The sequence below is a fragment of the Sphingobium sp. CCH11-B1 genome, from assembly GCF_001556865.1.
GTDB lineage: Bacteria > Pseudomonadota > Alphaproteobacteria > Sphingomonadales > Sphingomonadaceae > Sphingobium.
In genome coordinates, this window is sequence record NZ_LSJY01000144.1 from 1 (window position 1) to 20054 (window position 20054).

A 20054-nucleotide genomic window follows, 5' to 3' on the forward strand; every position below is an offset into this window, starting at 1 on the left:
TATACCCATTGAAACAAGAGCTTGCGGTGAGACGAGACACCATCTGCAAACATAACATGAAGCAGGCCGATTTGATCGGCACGGGCAGACCTTCGGCGCGGATCCGCGTGATGCAAGCGTCCCGATCCCAGCCCCAGGCGCGCAGCGGGTAATGATAGTCGTAAAGGTCGCTGATATGGCCTTCGCGATGGGCATAGCGGCGGCTATCAGCTGGCGAGCTGTCATAGCCGATGAGCTTGACAACCTTACCGCCCTGAGCCCATATTTTCCGTGCTGGCGGCCATTCCTTAACCCATTGATCTTGCGGCTGTATTTTCCATTTTTGGGAACAACTGTGGCGACCGAAACTGATCGACGGCGATGTCGCGTTGGTGAGGCAGTTTTCGAGCAGCGAGAAATAGGGCGGCCAGTGCTTGAAGCGCTTCGGCACATAGCGGACGACATGATGCTCGATATGATGCCGGTCCATCCAGCGCTGGAAGATCGGCAGAAATGCATAGGTCTCCTCACGCTCGACCCCGGTGTCGGCTGTGAGGACCGCAGAGAGGGGCAACCCCTGCGCGACCCATTCGATGATCATCGCTGTGCTGTCGACGCCCATGCCCCAGGCGGCAATGACAGGGACGCCGGCCAGGGCAGCAAGGCAGGCGTCGTGGTTCGCCGCCGCATCCGGCGGTCGTATCGGGTCATACATGACTGATCTCCAGGGGACGAGACCGGGAGCCTCGAAGGACTATCGCCGTGATGAGCGGCGACTGATGCCGCAAAGCAGGTGGCCGGAAAGCGGCGGGTGCCTGGTCCTCGATACCGCGAAAGGCGCGCCGTGCGACCGGTCAGAAGCCTGGGCGATAGGCGCCGTCTCGCATCAGCGTCATCTTTCTGGTCGACCGGAACGGGAATTGTTCGACCAGCCCTTCTCGAGCGCCCAGCCATGGAAGCGACGGACGATCTAGACGCGCGCGTTGATCGGGTCCGGGCATATGGCCGCCAGCTGTGCGCGCTGAAGTTCTCCAGCATGCGGTTGCGAAGGCGATGACGCGCTCGTCGGCCTCGCGCTATTCGATCCCGGATTGTTCGAGCGCGTCGAACCAGTCGTGAAGATGCTCGCCGCATGTTCGCATAGTTTCTGTAGCGCGGGCGCGGCCCGCTTAGCTCCGCACATTTCATGAGCCGGACGACGGCTGGCGCGATGATCGCCATTTCGGCGTCGGACAGAATCGGGAAGCCGACGGCGACATTGTGCTCGCGCGCCGGCTCGAATGATCGATACCATCGGCTGCCTAGCTGATCGATTGGGCCGATAGACTATTGCAGCATCGCCGCTTTGGGAGCCTGGTTCATTCACTACAGCTCGTCCCGGCTGAAGCCGTGGTGTTCGACCAGCGAATGACACACTGCATCCCACACCAGTTCTTTGAAGGCGGTGCGGTTTTCGAGATCCGTGTCGAAAGCATAGGTGTCGGCGAGTTTCTTCGCAGACTCTCCGAGATCGTGAAAGAACCTGCTCCGCATCGTGTAGGTCTCGGCAAATGTCTTGGTCATCTTGGTCTCCAAAAATGGCTATCGGCCCACGCGCGCTGAAACACGGCAGAGCTTTCAGATTCTCGAAAATCGCGGTGCTGAGTGAAGAAGGATCAAGACACTCTTCAAGGCTAGACCCAACGAGCGACTGGCACGACCGAAACGTATCGACGGTAATGTCGCGTTGGGGGGGCGGCTCTTGAGCAACGAGAAATAAAACGGCCAGAGCTCATACGAGCCCCGTCGAGCGCCACCTGTCGATTAGCAAAGCAACATCCTCTTTTGCCCGTTGCCACACCCGATCACAATGGTGCGCAGGGACGCTGCTGTCAGGAGGCAGATGGCGATAGCTGCCGTCCCGGAAAGAATGCTATGTTCGATCAAAGTCCTAATTGGATTAGACAGGATGGCTCTTTCGGCGTCGAGGACGACCAGCGAGACGATACATCGATCAACCCCATGGCTGGCAATTGTGAGTGGCGTCCTTGGGATCTGCTCGTTCGCAAGCCTGATCGTCTACATAACGTCACCGGATATTCAGATGCAGGAAGAGGTGGCCTAGGGAAACTGGACAGGGTGATAAGTGGATTTTCTGCCTTACGGGGGCCATGTTGGCCGCCAGACAGGAGCAGAGATGAGCAGACGTCCCCGCCGTAATCACAGCCCGGCGTTCAAGGCGAAGGTGGCCTTGGCTGCCTTGAAGGGCGAGAAGACGCTGGCCGAACTGGCGCAGCAGTTTGACGTCCACGCCAACCAGATCACGACGTGGCGCGCCCAACTGCTGGAAGGGGCAGCGGGCGTGTTTGGTGGCGAGGGTGCCACAGAGAACGCCGAGCCTGCCGTCGATGTCAAAACGCTGCATGCCAAGATTGGCGAACTGACGCTGGCGAACGATTTTTTGGCAGGCGCGCTCGGCAAAGCGGGTCTGTTGCCGAGCGCAAAGCGATGATCGACCGGTCACACAGCCTGCCGGTGGCGCGCCAGGCCCGGGAACTGGGGATCAGCCGGAGCAGCGTCTATTACCTGCCCGCGCCCGTGTCTGCCACCGACCTGGGTATCATGCGACGCATGGACGAATTGCATCTGGAATACCCGTTTGCGGGCAGCCGGATGCTGCGCGACCTGCTGCGCCAGGAGGGCACCGCGATCGGGCGATGCCACGTCGCCACCTTGATGAAGAGGATGGCCATCGAGGCGATCTATCGCCGCCCCAACACGTCGAAGCCGGCGCCTGGGCACAGGATCTACCCGTATTTGCTGAGGAAATTGCCGATCACGCGGCCCAATCAGGTGTGGGCAACAGACATCAGTTACATCCCCATGGCGCGGGGCTTCGTCTATCTGGTGGCCATTGTCGACTGGTTCAGCCGCAAGGTCCTGAGCCACCGCGTGTCGGTCACGATGGAGGCCGACTTCTGCGTCGAGGCGCTGGAGGAAGCGATCACCCGCTACGGCAGGCCCGAGATATTCAACACCGACCAGGGCAGCCAATTCACCAGCATGGCCTTCACCAGTGTGCTGCTGCGCGAGAAGATCGCCATCAGCATGGACGGCAGGGGCGCCTGGCGTGACAATGTTGTGGTCGAGCGCCTGTGGCGATCGGTGAAATATGAGGAAGTCTACCTCAAGGCCTATGCCACGGTCAGCGAAGCGCGCGCCGGAATTGGCCGATATTTGTGCTTTTACAATGAGAAGCGACCACATTCCAGCCTGGGTGCCCGAACGCCCGACCAATCCTATTTTGACAATCTGCCCGCGACAATGGCAGCATGATCTTGGCCGCCGGTGGTGGGCCTCATTCCAGTCGGGCTACGCCCTTCTTCCATGATGCCCACCACCGGCATATGAAAACGATAACCCGCAGACGATCCACTTATCCGTGGCCAATCGCTGTTCAGGGTGACCGGGCCACCTCTGGAGTCCGGTGCCGTGACGGCAATAGGCGAGCAACTCCTGACCGTACAATTCTTGTCTTCCGCAGGCCAGGTCTTCATGATGATCCCTGTCGCAATTTGACTTTGTCGCGCAGACGGCTGGCGATCATCTCAGCTTGGCCGGAATAAGACGGTTAGACGTTGGACGATTTTGGGGGTCGTGGCTTTGGCCGCTGTGGGAACCCTTCGGTTAATAGCCATGGTCAATGTTGCCGTCTCGGATATTCTTTTCATGCTGCCAATGGGATTGGTCGGCGCATGGCTCATGGTCATTAATTGGGCAAACCCGACCGCATCGCCCGGCTGGATGAGAATTTGGGGCGTGGCTGCGGGCATATGTCTCGTTGGAGTGGGGCTAAACTTTCTCTTCAATGGCGGCCTCGCTGTCTTTTCAAAAGGCCCCATGGCGCATGGGAATGACGTAAATTTCCATATCGGCCTAGGCCTGTTCGGATTTCCTGGATTTACACTATTCGCCACTTGGTCCGTCTTGCTTGGTTTGCGACTATTGAGATCGTCCTCGAAACAGCTTCAGTGACCGCAGCGCGCAGAGGCCGTGCTTGATATATTGTAACGATCCGCTCAATGGCGATGGATGCAATTGACGGTGAGCATGCCGTGGGTGATTTCTGTCCTATCGTCTCCTTCGATCACGGTCCAGGCGTTGGCCATGGGTTGGGCGCGAATGAAGGCGAGGTCAGGGGCGGAGGCTTCGAAGAGGGAGCCGCGCGCCGACGTCGGAGCCGGCGGTCGCCAACAGATGATTGGGCGCGAGATGGAATCTGTTCGTGAACTCGCTTTCGGCGGGGCTGAAGAACTGGATGGCTGATGGAGGGCTGTCGGGCTCCTCGGTTTCAGGGTAGCGTATTATTTCGTCGGTCATGAGACCGAACCTCCGCGAAGAGAGTCGTTTCCGGCACATGAAGGGCCGGATCAGGCGACGAGTGTCATCAGCGCCTGACAGCGTTGCGGCCCGGTGCTGGAGACGCGAAAGGGCTGGAGCGGATCGCCGGTGCGCAGCACGAATTGGGGGCGACCGGTCTCGCGCCGCCTCTGCAAGGCAACGGCATAGGCATGGTCGAAGGATGCCAGCGCGGCGCGCTTGGACGAACAGGGTTGCAGTGAACTGACATTGGTCATGACTAATGCTCCTGGGGTTGGTCGGGGTCAACGAAGGTGGGCAGTCGAGCAGACAAAGAGTGCGGTATGGCGCATGAGAGATCTCCTCCCTGAGGACTAGGGCGAGGTTCCGCGATGGGTTCAGGCGGCCTGATCGAGCGAGAGCGAGAGCCTGTCCTTGTCGGCGGAGATGGTCAGGCTGCGGCCGCCCGGAATGAGCCACTGGACGTGCTCGAAGACTGCCTCACGCAGCCGGGCGAGCAGCGCCTCTTCCTCACCAAGAAGCAAAAGGTTGGCGAGAATGCGGGCTTCACGCTCGAATTCGAGAGATTGCGTATCCCAGCTGTCGCGGTCGCAGTCGTCGGAATAACAGAACAGGCTGGCATACATCAGGTCGGCAAGCGCGTCCGGCTGCACCTTGGCCTCACCGTCGAACAGGATGGTCGCCTCGTCGAGTGTCCAGCAGCCATTGTTGCAGACCAGCATGTCCGCGGGCACGCGGTATATCGTGGGTTCGGCCGGTGACCGGCCGCCGGGCCGCAGGAGGATCTCGGCGGAGATATTCTCGACTGGCCCCGATTCAAACTCTTCGGGCAGAGCGACATCCTCGGCATAGCGATGGGAGACACCATCGCGCTGCACGACGAAGCTGCAGGACAGGAGACGCGGCAATTCGTCGTACCAGCGATAGCCCTCGAAATCGCGGTTCTCGTGAACGAGGAGGCCGCCGAGCGGTTTTTCCTTCGCCAGTGCGCGGGAAAGCGCATTCTCGATGTCGGGTTCGTGATCAGACATGATGATCATTGATCCAGACCGAACGGCCGCGCCCTGGTATCGGTTGGATGTATCGGCAATGTTCGGCGTCCAGGCGTTGAGCCAGGGATTGGCTTCGGGAAGAGCGATCCCAAGGTCGCGGGCGCGCGCCCAGGCCTTGTAGGAAAGCCGATGCGATGTCTCGCGAGCGATGGCTCGGTAAAGCGCGATCTCGGCCGCTTCCCTGAGCCGGGACAGCGCGTCGTTCTCGACCATTTCCTTGCGCGCGGGGAGCACGAGCTGAAGCGCGGGCGCGTCGACGATATCGATCCGCACCCGCCAGTTATGAGGACTGTCGATTTCGCTCAGCGTGGGAAGCCGGGAGGCGACGGTCACGCCGTGAAAATTGATCCGGGGGGTGTGGACTGCCTCGGTCGTGCCGTCGTGGAAGATGCCGATGCGACAGCCTTCCCATAACTCGATCTGTACGGCGCCGGCGAGAAAGTCTTCACACGGAAGTTGTGCGCCCTCGAAATGAACCGGTAGCGGAAAATATCGGGCCGCGGTGCGCAGCGCCGATCCAAGCTGCTCTTCCCAGGCGGCCGGCAGCATGATCTGGATTTCGGTGCCGCGCACGATCCCGCACGATTCGATCGCGAGTGGGACAGTTCCTTCCCATCCATCAGTCGGAATATGGACCGCCCACCCCCGTCCCGCCGCTCGTGACCAGGAGCGGACAACTACATCGCGACCGGCGAGGCTGAATACGCCCATACCGGCGGGATCCTCGCGGGAGCGAATATCTTGCTGCCAGCCCGAATCGCCGAGCGTCAGGAGATTGGCGGGATCGTCGATGCCGCAGCCGTCATCGTAGACGGACAGCGCGGTGCCGGCGGGGAGATTGTAAACCGCGACATGGATCGCGCGCGCACCGGCACGGCGGGCGTTCTGGAATAGCTCCAGCAGCATATCGCCGAGCGTGCCATTGAACAGGCGCGAGACCTTGGTGATGAGCGACTGGCCGACTTCGGGCCGAATTGTGGCGGGAAAGGGCATGGGATGTAGCTCCTGTCTGGCGGAGACCAATTCCCCGCCGCACAGCCCTCATCCCCCTCCCCTTTGGATCAGGGCTGGGTGAAACGGATCGGACCAGTCGACATGGTCGATGATCCAGCCAGGCACGAAATCCCAGTCGAAGCAGAGTGGATAGTCGTTCTCGACTTCACGCCAGGAGGCTTCGACAGCATCGGTCCAGCCAACCACCGCCAGCCGGAGCGCAGCGGTGCCGAGCGCATCGAATGCCCTGTCAATTGCAAGAGCGAGGCCGATCGCATCGGGATCCGTGATCGGCCTGCTGCGCAGCGCCAGGACCGCCTCCCAGAGGGAGGCTGCAGTCTCGAGGCTGTCTTTGGAATATTCAGCCATGACGGGATCCTTTCTGCGTCAGGCGGCGCGCAGGTCGCAGCCTTGGTAGAGGCCGAGATCGGCGGCCATCAGCGTGTCGATGCCGGACGCGAACCGGTCGAACGCTTCGTTCAGCTCGGCGACGGCGACCCGGTAGCTGGCCTCGCAGGGGTCGAAGTCCAGGGCGAGCATCAGCGGGATCAACCGGGCGGTCATCTCGGGAAAAACGGTGTGGACGATGAGCGCCTCGATCCGCCGTGCGACCAGGTTGAGCCGCGCCGCGAGGCCCAAGGGGGTCGCCAGCTCTCGCTCATACCAGGCGGTGGGCGCTACGACATCGGCGATGCGGGTCGAGGGCACCCGTCCATTGCCGATCGGGGCCTGGATGACGACGCAGCGTGGGCGTCGTGAAACCGCGACCTCGGCCAGCGGCACGAGGGCGCGATACTGGTAGGTCGAGGCGGTGCCGGGGATGCGGGACCTAGAGACGATGACGTCCATTGGCTGTTCCTTGGATAGTAGAGGCAGGGATCTGCGCGTTCGGCAGCAGAGGGGACGTCCAGGCGAAACTCGCCCGACGCATCTTCAACAGGAGCCCTCCCCTCCGGCTCGCTACCGGAGCCGTTCCGCCTTCATGGCGAGGAGGTCTGCAAACCGCGCCTGGACAGCGGCCGCGTCGGGGAAATGGTCAGCGAGGCCGTGATGGGCGAGGATCGGCGCGCGCGCCTTGGCGATCAGCGCGGCCTCAGCCAGGCTCGGCAGCCGTGGTGGGCACCCCTTCACGTACCGCAATTCCGGAGGCATTGCCGCTTCGAGCGTCCGGCGCGCATGGGATCGCACTTTAACGCGGGCGACCTCGTGAAGATGTGCAGCCGACAGCAATTGGGGCGCAACATCGGCGAGCCATCGCTGGGGCTGAAAAGAAAAGGTCGAGTCCAGCTCGATCGCCACGAGATGGCGGTAGAGATCGAGATTGCCCGGCGCATCGGCGGAGGCAGCCAGATCGTGTACTGACGCAAGCACGCAGAAAGCGCAGGACAGGCGGGTCGTGCGGTAGCGGACATAGGCTTCGTGTAGCGGCAGGCTGTGGCGCTCATGGATCCCGAAGACGTCATCGGCGCTCCAATCGACGGCCGGATGCCAGGTGAGCATGTGTGTGCCGGCGGCATTGCCCGGCTTTGCGAAGCGTTCATCGGTACGGGAGACCGGGGTGGCGCGGCGGCTTGGGCTTTCGTCGCGGCGCAGACCGATGACCGAAACGATGGTCTCACCCCGGTAGCGGCGTGCCAGTTCGGGCCCAATCACCTGAACCTTCAGTTCTGACGTGCAGAACCGCAGTGATGCCGACGACCATGGGCCGATGAGATTATAGGTCTCGAGCGCCTCGTAGCGACGCTTGCCGGCGAGAAAGCGTTGTTCCCAGCGTGCCACCATGTCGCCTGCCGACCGGCTGACCACCAACAAAGGCAATCCCAGCCTCTCGGCGATCGCGGCAACCATAGACGGGGTCGAGCGCCATTCCGCCCGGCCGAGGTCCGCGTGGATCGCTATCCGCCGATCTCGCGGATGGCCCAGCGCGTCGAGCAGCGCGATCGCCGCATGGGCCGAGGCGGTGGAATCCTTACCGCCTGAGAGGTTGAAGGCGAACCAGGCACCGCGCCTGACAGCCGCTAGCACCGTGTCGTCGATAGCGGGCAAAGGATCGTAAGGCGCGGCGAGCAAGCCGCGCGCAAGAGCTGCGCCCATGCGGAGTCTCCTCGGGTGCGGTGGATCGGCGCGACCGCGCGCCGGTCAGCGGTCGCCAGGCAGTCTGTTGTCGAAGAGAGGCTCTGCGCCTGGCTCCCATTCGCCCGGCAGCCAGATCCGGCCGTTATAGCTGATCCGCCCCACGGGCGTTTCGGCGATCAGGAGCAGAGCCTCCGGGAACATGGTGGCGCGCAGACCCGATCGGTCCCGGCGCTCGCAATAGAGGCCGGAGGCTTCCGCCCAGTTTGCTGCGGCAAGCTCTGGAAAGCCGCGCTGGATGACGCGAAAGGGCTTGCGCGAAGCAGCTCGCCGCCCGGCCCCGCCAATGATGCGGGCAATATGTCCGGCATAGACGGCAACCGTGGCCCAGTAAGCAGCGACAAATGCCTTGCGGCTGTCCCAGCTCGATCGGGCACGGCAGCGCGAATCGGCAGCCAGGTCGAGCAGCAGCACCGCGAGCAGAGCGCGGATATCGGCAGGCATAGCGAGGATGAGCCGCGCGGCGGGAAGGCCGAGGACCGGATTGCGAACCTCGGCCCGGGAGGAGCGGTGGTTCATGGCGGCGCCTCTCACCACTCGAACGTTTCGAGACTGTCGACGCAATCCGCATCCCGATCGAGAAGCAGCCAACGACAGCCTTGTGCGCGCGCGAATTCGATGACGGCCCAAAGCTCGTTCGGTACCATTTGACGCTCCAGGCCATCGAGCGGATCGGTGAGGACGAACCAGCCATAACCGGCCTCTGCAACACCGAGAGGCCGGTTTTCGGGGAGCATGGGCGCCCATTGATCGAGGAGGTCGGCGGTCGAAGGCTGGATATGGCTAGTGCTGATCACGAGATGGTGTCCGACACGCAGGGCTTGAGATGTGTCGACCGCGGGCGCGTCGATGGAGATGCGCTCTGTCCAGAGATATTCCTCTTCGTGCGCGTCGAAGTAGATCGAACTTGCGGCTTCGTCGGAGAGCCTCGAGGGATCGCGCCCGTCACGAAGCTCCGGCCACCATTCGCGGCAGAATGAGGCGACCTCGACCATGAGCGCCTCGCGGGTGAAGGCGGCGTAGAGATCACCTCCATGACGATGGTCGATGAACGCGACGTGGATGTCGACCGGCCAGGGAACAACGTGATCTTGCACGAGCCGCTCGATCTGCGCCAATTCGGCGCAGAGACTATGGGCCGTCGGGGCAGCGTCGGCGATGACCGTGCGTGCTCGCGCCAGCAGGCGCGCGAAATCGTCCCTTGTCATATGGGTCATGGATTGTCTCCTTGGGGATGTGCCGGGTGAGCGAATGGGCAGCCCGAGCGTCCGATCAGGCCCGGTCAAGCGCCTGGGCGATGGCAGCGAGTGCGTCGGCGATATGCTGCTCGACCTCGTGCGTGGAGATGCCGAGACGGGCCGCGATCGCAGTGAAATCCTCGTCGCCGAGCAAATCCGCCAGGAGAACCTGACGAGTGATTCCCGGCAGCGCGGCGACCGCGCGGGCGTATCGGTCAGCCGGCGCAGCGCCGACGTCGGCAAGACCGGCCGCATCCACGCGGACCCATGCCCGCACCCAGTAGCCGTCGCCATCGCGCTGGACGGTCTGCTCGTCCGGGTCGATCCGTAGGATATGAGCGTTTGGCCAGCGTTCGCGGGCGGCAGCCACAATCGGCAGAACCGCCGTGTCGGGCGCAAGGAAGGCATCGATCCGCGCGGCGAGTTCGTAGCTCGTCCGACGCCGATCGCGTCGGAGGCTGAAGCAGGGATGATCGTTGAAGAAGTCGAGCGCCTCGACAAGGAGGGCGCGGGCGTCATGGTCGGACATGGTGGGTTCTCCGTCGGGCCGATCCCTGACCGGCAACCCATTCCCGCCCCCTTCCCTCCGACTGCCTCGATTTGCCTCAGGCTGCGCGGGCAAGCAGCGGGAGCGCCGTGACGTCTCCGGCGGACGTGACGCGATCGAGAACCGGATAGGGCATGCTCGGCACCGCCCGCGCCGCAATCCGCGCCGCTTTGGTAAGCGGGAACAGATAGACATGGTTGCCTGGGTGCTTTTGACGGCGCAGGAAGCCGGAGCGTTCTAGATCGGCGAGCCAGTGCGCTCCGGTTTCGCCCAAAAAACGGGCCCGGGCACCGGCCGCTACCAACTGTTCGGCGGCATAGCGCTGGCCGCATTCGTCGTTACGGATCTTGGAAATGGCGCGGCTGGAGATCGGCTGGCCGTTTGGCATGATGAGATCGATGCGCGCCGAAGACCGTCCGGTATAGCGGCTGCCCATCACGCTATAGAGCGTGCCGACATGGCCGGGCATGAACACCTGGCCTTGCTCGTCGGTGCGGCGGATAGGATCGGCATAGGAGATGACCGACACGATCTCCGGCTTCTCGCGGCGTAGCAGTTTGAAGGCCCGCGAGAGCATCCAGGTTTCGGCGTTGCCGCCGGTGTCGTCGAGCAGCACGAGGCGTCCGAGGTCGCAGGCGCTGCGCGGATCGGAAAGTCCAGCCGATTTGGGGACGCTGGCATTGTTGACCGGGTGGGCGAAGACGCAAACACCGACCAGATCGGATCGCCCGCCGGCGCCGTTCCGGAAGAGACCGACCGACAGGCGCGTGACCGGCATCGAGGCGGCATAATGATGCTGGCGGACAAAGGGGGCGGCTTGCTTGACGGTATCGATGATATCCACCGCGAAGCGCCGCGGATCGATCTCGGTGGCGCCGGGCACCCAGTGGCAGCGCCGATCGCGCCAACGCTGGCTCCTCGTGGTGAGCATGAGCGGCAACTCCGGTTGCGGCCGCGACTTCTCCCGCCATGCCGCAATCGGCGGCGGGAGAAAGCCGGGCAGGCTATTGTGCGATCACGCGGCGCGTAAGGTCGGGGATGCGCGCATTGTCGTAGGGACTGGAGACCGACATCTCGATCGCGTCGCGTTGGGCGCGATACCAGTCGGTCGCTTCGACCGTGTAAGTCTCGGTGGCGTAGGGCTCGCCGCCGGTGGAGAATTCAACGGTGACGGTGAAGGTCTGCATTTCGACCTGGGCGGATGCGTGCATGGTCAGATCCTTTCGATAAGAAAAGGACGGCTCCGACCTGGGTCGAAGCCGCCTTGGGATGAGCGGGTATTGAGGGCCGGCCCGGTGGTCGGACCGGATGGTCAGGCGGCTGCGACGCTTCGCCATCGGGTGGCGGCTTCATCAGCCGACAGCAGGCCATGACTTTCTGTGCAGAAGCGCTGGAACTCTGCGTCCCAGGCAAGGGACGTGGTTTCCAGCGCCTGGATCACGTCCCACAGGAAAGCGGTGGCCGAGCCCGGTTCGGCGACCGGAACCCAGAGGGCGAGGTTGTTGCTATCTGCGCCGCACCGCTCGCAGGTCTGGCTGTCATAGGTTGCGAGCAGCGACCATATCTGGGCGACCTCGTCCCATATGGCGTTCGCGTCCCGGCAAATGTCCGCGCTGCCGCAATGGCGACAGCGCGGCATGACCGGAGCCGGTACCGGCCCGACCGATTGCGTCCCGGTCGTCGGCGGCGGACATTCACCCTCGGCGAAACCAGGCGGCAGCGCCAGAGCGGCGGCGATATAGGCACTATCCACACCGGGCCAGATGCCGGTCAGGTAAGTTGCCCCGCTATTCTCATAGTCCTCCTTCTGGTCGGTCCAGTCCTCGTCCGCGATGGCAAGCCGGCAGGCATCTTCGGGGGTGGCCGCCTCATAGGTCCGGTGCCTGAAAACCGGCAGCCGATAGGTGCTTTCGATTGTGAAGCTCAGCATGGTCTGCTCCTCAGTTCGCCTTGGCGAAGAGCTTGCGCGCCTTGCCCTCGATTTCGAGCCGTGTGTCCTGGTTCGACTTGGTGCGAGCGTGCGCGGTGATTCCCTGCACGAAATCGAACAGACTGGTCGGCGGATGACCTTCTTCGGCGATGACCGACTGGATGATCTTCGCGGTGTCGGTCTTGGAGAAGCCGTTCTTGCGCAGGAACGAGTCGCGATCCTCGTCGGACCGTGCGACGATGCGGCCGCGCGCAGTCTTGATGCCTTCGATGAAGCTCATGGCCGAGGAATCGGCGAAGGTCTCAAGCGCGGGCGCCGCTTCATGGGCGAAGCGGTTCGCGGCGAATTTCGAATGGCGGATCGAGATTTCCTCGAAATTTTCAACGCCCCAAAGGTTGCGGTTCATGCAGACCGCGCGGAGATAAAAAGTCGCAATTCCCAACGACTTGGAGCCGACCTCCGAGTTCCAGCAATAGAAGCCGCGGAAAAAGAGATCGGGTTCGCCGTTCGGCAGCTTGCCGGCTTCGATCGGATGCGTGTCGTCGACCAAAAACAGGAAAACGTCGCGATCCGAGGCATAGAGGGTCGTTGTCTCGCGCGTGACATCGACATAGGGGTTGTAGCGCATCGACCGCCAGTCGAGCACGCCCGGAACCTTCCAGCGCGTATCGGAGACGCCGTTGCCGGCGATCTTCATGACGGCCGCGACCAGTTCATGGTCCCAGATGCGTCCATAATCGGGTCCGGTGACGGCACGCAGTTCGGAGCGGCCATCATGGGTCTTGAGGAGCTTTACCTGCTCGCCGCGGTGCGACAGCAGGCCGTGCTGGAGATTGATACCGGCGAGCGCCGCGGGCAGACCCCGCAAATAGGAGGCAGGAGCGCCGACGAGGCTCGACAATTGGCCGAACGACCAGTTGGTGGGTGCGATCGGTTCGGCTTCGCCGGGGACGATGAGGCTGAGGCGTTCGGCATTGTCCATGCTTGCCTCGACGCGGACATCGCGGCTTTCGACGATACGTGTGCGGGCGCAGTCGGCGCGACGGCGTACATTCTCATAGAGATCGTCGAGGGACAGGAATTTCTCGTCGTCGGGGCGCGAATACCATTCGGATGAAACCCGTCCGATGTTGCGACCGCGGGATAGGTCGACCTTGTAGGCGCCAGAAACCTGAGGCGCGTCGATATGCTGGGCGAGCGTTGCCATGGGACATCTCCTGGTTGGAACGGCCCGATCCGCTTCGGACCGGCCAACTCTCCCCCACCCCCTTCCCTCCATCCCGGCACGCACAACCGCAGAATAGAGCCTAGTGCGCGATGCGGTCGCGATAGATGTCGGCCGCCCATTGCTCGACCCAGAGCGTCGTTACGTCCTCGTGGCCAATGTCGCCGTCCTCAACGAGGGTGCGGATCTCGGCACGCGCCTGGGCAATTGCCTGTTCCCAGGGGTCGGCCGGTTGTGGGTCCGGCTGGGGGAGGAATAGTTCCGGCTGGCGGAGCGCCGCGGAGCCGCGAAGGCGCGCGAACTGGCCGGCCGTCCACGCCTGCATGTGCTGCGCCACCAGGGTGTCGGTCTTGGCGACGCCGCGCGCGAAGGCATCGCGTCTTGCAGACTGGCCATAAGCCTGGCTGTCGATCGAGGCGATCCGGTGCTCGATCCCTTTCAGGTGGGAGAGCGCGGTTCCCTTGACTCCGAAGCCGTGCAACATGACGCCCTTCGGCAGAATGGAGTCAAGGTGATCGAAGACAGCGATCAGCCCCTCCGGGCCCGAGACTTCGCGACGGCACATGCTGCCCACGCCGATCAGGGGCGTGCGGTCATAGTCGAGCGCGAGGCCGTCGAGGCAGCGCTCATAGTCGTCGGGCCGCCTACCCTGGATCACCGGCATCAGGCGGTGTTCGATGCCGAGATCGCGCGCGTCCGACCGGCAATCGAAATTGGCGCGGATGGTGCGCGATATGCGGTCGAGCACTTCCTCGCGGTCGCGGGCGATTTCGGGTTCGACGCAATAGTCCATGCTGGCGAACCAACGGAACGGAAAGCTTGCAGCAAGCGCCAGATAGTCGCTCGTCGTCCAGGGAAAGCCGCCATAGCGCGCCATGGCGACGAACCCCGCAGAATCGAGTGAGAGGCTGGCCAGTCTCGACGCATTGGCGAGCTGACCAAGGTTCCAGCCTAGCCATTCCGGCCAGCCCTTGCGGCGACTCCACCGCGACAGCGCATTGGCTGAAACCAGCGCCGGTACCCGCATGTCGACCGCGCGGTTGAGGATTGCGCCATCACCCAGGTGCGGCAGCCCGACCATGATGTCGATCGTCATGGGCCTCTCACTATGCGACCGACCAGCAGCACCAGCGTTCGGCGGCCTGGCGCGGGGTGAGCAGGTCGAAGGCGTTGGCGCAAAAGGACTGGAATGCCGCGTTGAGGGTGAGACCGGGATTGCCGAGGCGCTCGGCGACCTCCCATATGAAGCGATCGGCCGGGTCGGTCACACCGCCCGGCTCGCTGCCGCGGCATTGGGCAAGAAAGTCCGCGAAGGTGGCGAGATCGTCTTGCGCGGCGATATAGCGCAGGAGAAGCCCAAGCTGAGTGGCCTCGCTCCATCCTTCGCTGTCGGCAAATTGATAGAAGAGAGTGTCGGGCATAGTTCGCTCCCAAGATGATGGAGGAGGCAGACCGCACCTTTCGAAGCCTGCACTCAGTCGAACAGCGGCAGGCTCGACTGACGGTCACGGGCTGCAGAGCCGCAGATGCCGAGAGGGCACGGGCCATATTTGCCCTCGCGGTCCGCGAGCAGGTCGCGGGCGGTGTGGAATTCAACGAAGGGACCGCTATGGCCGCTGGGGCGCCGGCAGCCGACGCCTATCGGCGCCTGGCAATCCGGGCATGGGACAAGCAATACGGGATCGACGTCCCAGCATTTGCCGCAGCCCGGCTTGTTGCAGACGGCCGGTCCCTTGACGATGAAGGCCATGGCTCAGGCGGCGTCCCGGCGCAGCCATTCATAAAGCAGATGCGAATCGGGGTCATATTCCGAGCCGTTCGAAATCCGCACGAGCCGCCCGTCGCAGGCGAAGGCCGAGGCGCGCGGAAAGCTCAGATAGGAACGGCCTTCGAGAATGAGATCTCCTGAGCGAACCTGCGTGATTGCCCTCGTCGTCCCGAGCGCACGGTGTCCGGCTGGCGCGTCGACCAGCTTCAGACTGTCACCAGCCCTGACCTGTTTCTTGAACGCCGCAAGCGAGACTTTGGCTTCGACCGGGTTCTTGCGCCCCCGGCGACCGGCGAGTGCGGCCCAATATGCCTGTCCGATCTGTGCTTCGCAGTAGAAGGAGCAGTTGTGGAGATCCTGCAGCAGGTTGGATCGGGTGTAGCCGAAGCGCTCCATCTGGTCGCGCACCGCAACGAAGAAGTCGTTCTGCGCGTCGCGTGCGGTCAGGTCTGCTGGTGTGTCGAGGATTTCGGCAGTGATCTTGCGGCCACCCGCGAATTTTTCGGTCCTGATCGCGAAGCGTGTGTCGGGGAATTTGGTCTTGAGGTGACCTTCGACGCGCGCGGCGAGCGTCGCGAGGTTATCGCCGGGTCGGTAGAGGTCGCCCTCATAGTGGAAATTGCCCCGTTCGTCGAACGGGGTCTGGCTGTACAGGCGCGCGGAAGCGCCCGACGTCGAGACGTCGGTCATGGTCTTTCTCCGTGGTAGGGGTTTGGCGGCCGGCCCGGTGGCCGCAGGTTCTCAGGCCTCGCGGGATGCTGGGGACACTTCCATTGCGATAAAGGCGCGGGCGCGTTTCACGGCGGCCTCGTCGATCTGGTTCAGGATCTCCGGCATGATGGTCGCTATTCGGTCAAGTTCACCAAGCAGACCCGCGAGCAGATGAAGTGCGGGTGTGGTCGCTGGTGAGCTATCCCAGCCCAGTGGCGGGCCGGCGTGGCAATAGCCATAATCGAGCGACCCGTAGCGCCGAACGATAGCAAGCGCCTGGTCGGCGGTTTCGCAATCATCGAGCGCGAAGCGACAGGTCATCTCATCGGTCGTGATGCCGGCATAGAAAAGCGCGGCGGACACGCCATTGCCGAGCGTGCAGTGCATCGGGCGGTTCGCTTCGCGATGGATATAGGCAATGTTGCCAAGCCGATCGGTTGCTCGGATGCGAACGGCATCACGGCGAGGTGAAACTTCGGCCGTGGCCGGTCTATCCTCGGAGGCGAGCATTTCCGACCGGACTTCAACCCAATCGAGATAGCCAAGACGGGTATCGTCGTTCGCAACTTCGGTTTTCCAGTCGTCTGCAGAATGGTCGGGATTGTCGTCCCAGTGACTGCGGCGGCTCATGACAGTCCACCGTTGAGCGCCTTCGACAGCGTTTCCCGCGTGGTCTCGATCTCGATCCGGTCGGGGAATATGGCGCACCAACCTCCGCCAAAACTGTCGATGCGGGGGTTGCTACAGGTTAGGCTCCACTCAAAGCCGATCGGGCCAATAGCCAGTGACGGTTGGCAGCAACGTCGGATCAGCCCGGCGATGGGCCACGGCTGGAAGTCTGTGTCGCTATAAATGCTGACCGAGCAGATTTTAGTGTCCTCGATCGAATTCTCGACCTGAATTTCGGCGCCGAAGTGAGGAAAGTTCGCATCATCGAAGATCGTAGCGAACCCGCTCAGCGGTTTATCGGCAAAGGTCGGCGGAAAGACTGCCAGCAGTTCGTCGCTGATGGGAGCAGGATCGAAATCGCCCGTCAGATCGGCGGCAAGCTGCCATGCCTCTTCGATGAGCGCGGCTTCGGCGATCGAGCACGTGAAGGCGAATGAGCCCTGGATGAAGTGGTCGGCCATGGGGTCTCCATGAGGATCGTGGGCAGCCCAATTGCCGCACCAACCACTTGCCACCTCCTCCCCTCCTTTTGACTTGGCCGCCGAATGAAGGCACGAGCTTGTTTACACTTGCGCAAGTGCGCCTGGTTCAAGACCCCTGTCCCCAGCAAGAAGAAGGATGTTACATGGCCGAGACCGAAGATCCGGGCGTCATGTCTTTGACCGTTACGTTGCTCAGCGCATATTTCGCGAATAACACCGTGCCGAGCGCCGAATTGCCAGCGCTGGTGGAGGGGACGCGGCGGGCGCTGCTAGGCGAGGCTGCCGTAGAGATGCCGGTCGCCGCTCCAGTTACAGAAGCGGTTCCACCAGAAACGCCGGTGACCGCGCCGAACCACAAACCCGCGGTCTCCATTGAGGAGAGTCTGGTCTCGCCCGATCACATATTGAGCCTGATCGATGGCAAGCCGTACAAGGCACTCAAGCGACATCTGGGGGCGCATGGCCTGACGCCTGCGGAATATCGCGGCCGCTATGGCCTTCCAGCAGACTATCCGATGGTCGCGCCAGGATATTCGGCGGCCCGCAGGGAAGTCGCACTGAAGCTGGGCCTCGGCGGCAAACGCAAGAACTCTCCTGCGCCTGTTGCCATGGAAGTGCCGGCATCCCCAGTTGCCGAAGTGTCCGCGCCTATCGTCGCCGACACGCCACCGGCAAAGCCCGCACCAGTACGTCGCCCCCGTGCCAAGACTGTGGAAGCCAAACCGAAGCCCGCGGCCAGGAAGCCCAAGCGTAAGGCCGCCGCTGCGCCCGTCGCCGTTGACGCGCCTGCACCGTCGGTTTCCGAGGCGCCCAACCCTGCCGTTGTTGAGACGGTCCCAGCAGAACCCGCACCGGAAGGTCCCTCGTCCAAGGCCGTCGCGGACAAACCGAAACCCGCCGCAGGAAAGCCCAAGCGCAAGGTCACCAAGAACGCTGCCGCAAAGGCGCCTGTCGCGAGCGCGGATGCAACACCGAAGCCGAAGCGCATTCGGGCGAGGAAGACAGGCACCGAGGCAGTTCCGCCATCTGAACCGGCACCGGAGACCACGCCTGCGGCAGGCTGATCGATGCGATCCGGGCGCACGAGGTGCCCGGATCGCTTTTGGCGAGTGATCGTACTTTCAGATGCGATCAGATCCGCGTCATCGCCAGGATCGCCTCGATGACCTCATTCGACCGGTCGAGCGGAATGAACAGGCGGGTCTTGTACGCAATGACCTCGCTGAATACGCCGTGGGCTTTCAGCCGTTCGCGGTCTTCCGACCGATAATTGCGGATTTCGAGCCGGCGCGAGCCATTGACCAGTGCAGTCGCCAAAGTGGCGCCGCCCAGTCCTGGAATTGCGATGCCCGTGCCTTTCTGGGCTGCGGCACCAAGTTCGGAAGCGGTCAATTCGACCGTGCCGTCGAGACCGAACACTGATTGCAGTTCCGCCATCGCTGCCGGTGGGATCAGGCGCCCGATGATCGAAATGCCCTGGCCATCATCGATCCGCCAGACGCGAACATCATCCTGAGGAAGTCGGTGCCAAACCGGCAGGAGAAGACCGGTCGCGACGTTGACGGTTTCGATATCGACCTTGGCTTCCGCCTCGGCTGCTTCGGTTTCCCACAGCTTCTGGAACTCATCGCGGTCGATCTCTTTCCAGAGGCTGGCCCACATCGCTATTTCCTGCATGCGTGTCCCGCCTGTCGGACGAACGAGCTGGCACATGGACACGATGCGCCCCTCTTCGTCGGTGATCGACCAGGACGGCACCTTGAGAGCGACGCGCTTCGAGCGGCTGTTCCAGAGATAAGCGATTTCACGCGTGCCGTTCCAGATCTGCATCAGCCGCTTCCAGTGCATGACGCGCGGACGCAGATGAAGTTCGAGTCTTAGCAATCTGGTCTCGGCGCCGGTCACCGGATCGGTGCGCAGCGTCTGCTCTGACCGGATGATGATCTGCTCGGCGCGGATGGTCTCGACCCCGACGTCAAGCGTGCCAGCCTCGCGCGCTGCATCGATGCGTGCCTGGATGAGCCCCATATATTCATCGAAAATCGCGTTCTGTGTCGCGATCCTGAGTGCGAGGATGCGGTTGAGCCAGCGCTGGATCGGCGGCAGCTTTTCGAGCAGTGTGCCGTCCTCGTCTCTAAGTTTGAGTCCGGTCATGGTCTGGAAGCTCTCCATGTTCACGCTCGAGAGCTTGTTCCGATGGAGAAGATGATACCATTGGGTGAGGGCTTCCCGGGCGTAGTCGCTCTCCAGATTATCCGCCGGATCGAACAAATTTTGGCCGCCCGTCTGACGCTGGCCGCGTGTCAGTGCGCCCAGGCTGTCGAGACGGCGCGCGATCGTCGAGATGAAGCGCCGCTCGCCTTTGCAGTCGGTCGTCACCGGCCGGAACACCGGCGGTATGCTCTGATTGGTGCGGTGGGTGCGCCCCAGGCCCTGGATCGCGACATCGGCCCGCCAGCCCGGCTCAAGCAGGAAATGGACGCGGCGCTTGTCGGCCGTCCTGCAGGCGAGATCGGCATGATAGGAACGGCCCGTGCCCCCGGCATCGGAGAAGACCAGGATCGGCTTGTGCCCATCCATGAACGCCTGGGTCTCGGAAAGATTGGCGCGTGTCCCGCGCCGTTCCAGCTTCTGGGAACCGTCGCTGCCGATCACAATGCGGCGAGACCGGCCGGTTACCTCCGCGACGCGCGAGGTCCCGAAGTGAGCCAGCAGAGCATCCAGCGCGGCCGGCACGGGAGGCATGGCGCAGAGTTCCTCGATCAATGCATCGCGCGTTGCAATGGCTTCGGCGCATTCGACCATATCGCCCGCCTCGTCGCGCATTGGTTCTGATCGGAGCGATCCATCGCTGGTGGCAAAGACGCGCATCTGCTGGGTCGGGAAGGCGTTTTTGAGGTAGTCGATCATGGTTTCTTTGCAGTCGAGATTTATGTCGAGCGGTTCGCGCGCAGGCGCGGATTTACGG

24 protein-coding genes and 1 pseudogene are annotated in these 20054 nt (G+C 62.9%); 3 read left to right on the forward strand and 22 right to left on the reverse strand.

The genetic code is table 11. The annotated features are described in order from the left end of the window. Both AX724_RS22940 and AX724_RS15635 read right to left on the reverse strand, forming a co-directional pair. Window positions 1-601 (reverse strand): annotated as a pseudogene (locus tag AX724_RS22940) (hypothetical protein); the annotation flags it as partial. 743 nt (window positions 602-1344) lie between these two features. Continuing rightward, window positions 1345-1542 carry a hypothetical protein gene (locus AX724_RS15635; protein ID WP_156448104.1) on the reverse strand — a complete coding sequence of 66 codons (198 nt, stop codon included), beginning with the start codon at window positions 1540-1542 and terminating at the stop codon, window positions 1345-1347. Between the two features lie 613 nt (window positions 1543-2155). Between AX724_RS15635 and AX724_RS15650 the strand changes: the two genes are divergently transcribed. Both AX724_RS15650 and AX724_RS23430 read left to right on the forward strand, forming a co-directional pair. Next, window positions 2156-3294, forward strand: a protein-coding gene (locus AX724_RS15650) for an IS3 family transposase (protein ID WP_156448106.1) whose coding sequence is annotated in 2 segments (ribosomal slippage) — window positions 2156-2423 and window positions 2423-3294 — 1140 coding nt in all. Because the reading frame shifts where the segments join, the coding sequence is not laid out codon by codon here. A 360-nt stretch (window positions 3295-3654) separates the two neighbouring features. Further along, complete coding sequence (locus tag AX724_RS23430; RefSeq protein WP_156448105.1) at window positions 3655-3993, forward strand: hypothetical protein; 339 nt, start codon at window positions 3655-3657, stop codon at window positions 3991-3993. A gap of 159 nt (window positions 3994-4152) precedes the next feature. Here AX724_RS23430 and AX724_RS24110 read toward each other — a convergent pair whose 3' ends face one another. The 19 genes from AX724_RS24110 to AX724_RS15745 all read right to left on the reverse strand — a co-directional run bounded on the left by AX724_RS24110 (window position 4153) and on the right by AX724_RS15745 (window position 17065). Then, on the reverse strand, window positions 4153-4338 hold the full coding sequence (locus AX724_RS24110; RefSeq protein ID WP_197421601.1) for a hypothetical protein: 186 nt from the start codon (window positions 4336-4338) through the stop codon (window positions 4153-4155). 50 nt (window positions 4339-4388) lie between these two features. Next, complete coding sequence (locus AX724_RS15660) at window positions 4389-4595, reverse strand: hypothetical protein (protein WP_066768069.1); 207 nt, start codon at window positions 4593-4595, stop codon at window positions 4389-4391. Between the two features lie 120 nt (window positions 4596-4715). Then, window positions 4716-6383 carry an ATP-binding protein gene (locus AX724_RS15665; protein ID WP_066768071.1) on the reverse strand — a complete coding sequence of 556 codons (1668 nt, stop codon included), beginning with the start codon at window positions 6381-6383 and terminating at the stop codon, window positions 4716-4718. A gap of 48 nt (window positions 6384-6431) precedes the next feature. Then, on the reverse strand, window positions 6432-6752 hold the full coding sequence (locus AX724_RS15670) for a hypothetical protein (protein WP_066768073.1): 321 nt from the start codon (window positions 6750-6752) through the stop codon (window positions 6432-6434). A gap of 18 nt (window positions 6753-6770) precedes the next feature. After that, window positions 6771-7232: a hypothetical protein gene (locus tag AX724_RS15675; protein ID WP_066768075.1), complete on the reverse strand. Its 462-nt coding sequence runs from the start codon at window positions 7230-7232 to the stop codon at window positions 6771-6773. A 111-nt stretch (window positions 7233-7343) separates the two neighbouring features. Further along, on the reverse strand, window positions 7344-8477 hold the full coding sequence (locus AX724_RS15680) for a phosphoadenosine phosphosulfate reductase domain-containing protein (protein WP_066768077.1): 1134 nt from the start codon (window positions 8475-8477) through the stop codon (window positions 7344-7346). A gap of 45 nt (window positions 8478-8522) precedes the next feature. After that, complete coding sequence (locus AX724_RS15685) at window positions 8523-9035, reverse strand: hypothetical protein (protein ID WP_231736705.1); 513 nt, start codon at window positions 9033-9035, stop codon at window positions 8523-8525. An 11-nt stretch (window positions 9036-9046) separates the two neighbouring features. Beyond that, on the reverse strand, window positions 9047-9733 hold the full coding sequence (locus AX724_RS15690) for a DUF5983 family protein (protein WP_066768078.1): 687 nt from the start codon (window positions 9731-9733) through the stop codon (window positions 9047-9049). 55 nt (window positions 9734-9788) lie between these two features. After that, entirely contained in the window at window positions 9789-10283 is a 495-nt protein-coding gene (locus AX724_RS15695) for a sigma factor-like helix-turn-helix DNA-binding protein (protein WP_066768080.1), read from the reverse strand. Between the two features lie 76 nt (window positions 10284-10359). Continuing rightward, the gene (locus AX724_RS15700; RefSeq protein WP_066768105.1) at window positions 10360-11232 is read right to left on the reverse strand and encodes a Mom family adenine methylcarbamoylation protein; all 873 of its coding nucleotides are present in this window, start codon (window positions 11230-11232) and stop codon (window positions 10360-10362) included. A 73-nt stretch (window positions 11233-11305) separates the two neighbouring features. Further along, entirely contained in the window at window positions 11306-11512 is a 207-nt protein-coding gene (locus AX724_RS15705; RefSeq protein WP_066768082.1) for a hypothetical protein, read from the reverse strand. A 101-nt stretch (window positions 11513-11613) separates the two neighbouring features. Continuing rightward, on the reverse strand, window positions 11614-12231 hold the full coding sequence (locus tag AX724_RS15710; protein ID WP_066768084.1) for a hypothetical protein: 618 nt from the start codon (window positions 12229-12231) through the stop codon (window positions 11614-11616). A 10-nt stretch (window positions 12232-12241) separates the two neighbouring features. Then, entirely contained in the window at window positions 12242-13438 is a 1197-nt protein-coding gene (locus tag AX724_RS15715) for a hypothetical protein (protein WP_066768086.1), read from the reverse strand. A 100-nt stretch (window positions 13439-13538) separates the two neighbouring features. Then, the gene (locus AX724_RS15720; RefSeq protein WP_066768088.1) at window positions 13539-14552 is read right to left on the reverse strand and encodes a deazapurine DNA modification protein DpdA family protein; all 1014 of its coding nucleotides are present in this window, start codon (window positions 14550-14552) and stop codon (window positions 13539-13541) included. Window positions 14553-14562: 10 nt separating this feature from the next. Then, complete coding sequence (locus tag AX724_RS15725; RefSeq protein WP_066768090.1) at window positions 14563-14877, reverse strand: hypothetical protein; 315 nt, start codon at window positions 14875-14877, stop codon at window positions 14563-14565. Between the two features lie 53 nt (window positions 14878-14930). Next, entirely contained in the window at window positions 14931-15206 is a 276-nt protein-coding gene (locus AX724_RS15730) for a zinc finger domain-containing protein (protein WP_066768092.1), read from the reverse strand. A gap of 3 nt (window positions 15207-15209) precedes the next feature. Continuing rightward, complete coding sequence (locus tag AX724_RS15735; RefSeq protein WP_066768094.1) at window positions 15210-15914, reverse strand: hypothetical protein; 705 nt, start codon at window positions 15912-15914, stop codon at window positions 15210-15212. 51 nt (window positions 15915-15965) lie between these two features. Further along, entirely contained in the window at window positions 15966-16565 is a 600-nt protein-coding gene (locus tag AX724_RS15740; RefSeq protein WP_066768096.1) for a hypothetical protein, read from the reverse strand. Beyond that, the gene (locus tag AX724_RS15745; protein ID WP_066768098.1) at window positions 16562-17065 is read right to left on the reverse strand and encodes a hypothetical protein; all 504 of its coding nucleotides are present in this window, start codon (window positions 17063-17065) and stop codon (window positions 16562-16564) included. The genes AX724_RS15740 and AX724_RS15745 overlap by 4 nt, the downstream gene beginning before the upstream one ends. A 164-nt stretch (window positions 17066-17229) precedes the next feature. On the opposite strand from AX724_RS15745, the gene AX724_RS15750 reads away from it, so the two are divergent. Continuing rightward, window positions 17230-18150, forward strand: coding sequence for a MucR family transcriptional regulator (locus AX724_RS15750; protein WP_066768100.1), 921 nt, complete (start codon window positions 17230-17232; stop codon window positions 18148-18150). Between the two features lie 67 nt (window positions 18151-18217). Here AX724_RS15750 and AX724_RS15755 read toward each other — a convergent pair. After that, on the reverse strand, window positions 18218-20054 hold a 1837-nt coding region (locus AX724_RS15755; protein WP_197421602.1), incomplete at its 5' end, for a strawberry notch C-terminal domain-containing protein.

Coding starts and splice junctions, on each gene's coding strand:
- AX724_RS15635 (WP_156448104.1), bottom strand. CDS start 1,542: ATGACCAAGACATTTGCCGAGACCTACACGATGCGGAGCAGGTTCTTT.
- AX724_RS23430 (WP_156448105.1), top strand. CDS start 3,655: ATGGTCAATGTTGCCGTCTCGGATATTCTTTTCATGCTGCCAATGGGA.
- AX724_RS24110 (WP_197421601.1), bottom strand. CDS start 4,338: ATGACCGACGAAATAATACGCTACCCTGAAACCGAGGAGCCCGACAGC.
- AX724_RS15660 (WP_066768069.1), bottom strand. CDS start 4,595: ATGACCAATGTCAGTTCACTGCAACCCTGTTCGTCCAAGCGCGCCGCG.
- AX724_RS15665 (WP_066768071.1), bottom strand. CDS start 6,383: ATGCCCTTTCCCGCCACAATTCGGCCCGAAGTCGGCCAGTCGCTCATC.
- AX724_RS15670 (WP_066768073.1), bottom strand. CDS start 6,752: ATGGCTGAATATTCCAAAGACAGCCTCGAGACTGCAGCCTCCCTCTGG.
- AX724_RS15675 (WP_066768075.1), bottom strand. CDS start 7,232: ATGGACGTCATCGTCTCTAGGTCCCGCATCCCCGGCACCGCCTCGACC.
- AX724_RS15680 (WP_066768077.1), bottom strand. CDS start 8,477: ATGGGCGCAGCTCTTGCGCGCGGCTTGCTCGCCGCGCCTTACGATCCT.
- AX724_RS15685 (WP_231736705.1), bottom strand. CDS start 9,035: ATGAACCACCGCTCCTCCCGGGCCGAGGTTCGCAATCCGGTCCTCGGC.
- AX724_RS15690 (WP_066768078.1), bottom strand. CDS start 9,733: ATGACCCATATGACAAGGGACGATTTCGCGCGCCTGCTGGCGCGAGCA.
- AX724_RS15695 (WP_066768080.1), bottom strand. CDS start 10,283: ATGTCCGACCATGACGCCCGCGCCCTCCTTGTCGAGGCGCTCGACTTC.
- AX724_RS15700 (WP_066768105.1), bottom strand. CDS start 11,232: ATGCTCACCACGAGGAGCCAGCGTTGGCGCGATCGGCGCTGCCACTGG.
- AX724_RS15705 (WP_066768082.1), bottom strand. CDS start 11,512: ATGCACGCATCCGCCCAGGTCGAAATGCAGACCTTCACCGTCACCGTT.
- AX724_RS15710 (WP_066768084.1), bottom strand. CDS start 12,231: ATGCTGAGCTTCACAATCGAAAGCACCTATCGGCTGCCGGTTTTCAGG.
- AX724_RS15715 (WP_066768086.1), bottom strand. CDS start 13,438: ATGGCAACGCTCGCCCAGCATATCGACGCGCCTCAGGTTTCTGGCGCC.
- AX724_RS15720 (WP_066768088.1), bottom strand. CDS start 14,552: ATGACGATCGACATCATGGTCGGGCTGCCGCACCTGGGTGATGGCGCA.
- AX724_RS15725 (WP_066768090.1), bottom strand. CDS start 14,877: ATGCCCGACACTCTCTTCTATCAATTTGCCGACAGCGAAGGATGGAGC.
- AX724_RS15730 (WP_066768092.1), bottom strand. CDS start 15,206: ATGGCCTTCATCGTCAAGGGACCGGCCGTCTGCAACAAGCCGGGCTGC.
- AX724_RS15735 (WP_066768094.1), bottom strand. CDS start 15,914: ATGACCGACGTCTCGACGTCGGGCGCTTCCGCGCGCCTGTACAGCCAG.
- AX724_RS15740 (WP_066768096.1), bottom strand. CDS start 16,565: ATGAGCCGCCGCAGTCACTGGGACGACAATCCCGACCATTCTGCAGAC.
- AX724_RS15745 (WP_066768098.1), bottom strand. CDS start 17,065: ATGGCCGACCACTTCATCCAGGGCTCATTCGCCTTCACGTGCTCGATC.
- AX724_RS15750 (WP_066768100.1), top strand. CDS start 17,230: ATGGCCGAGACCGAAGATCCGGGCGTCATGTCTTTGACCGTTACGTTG.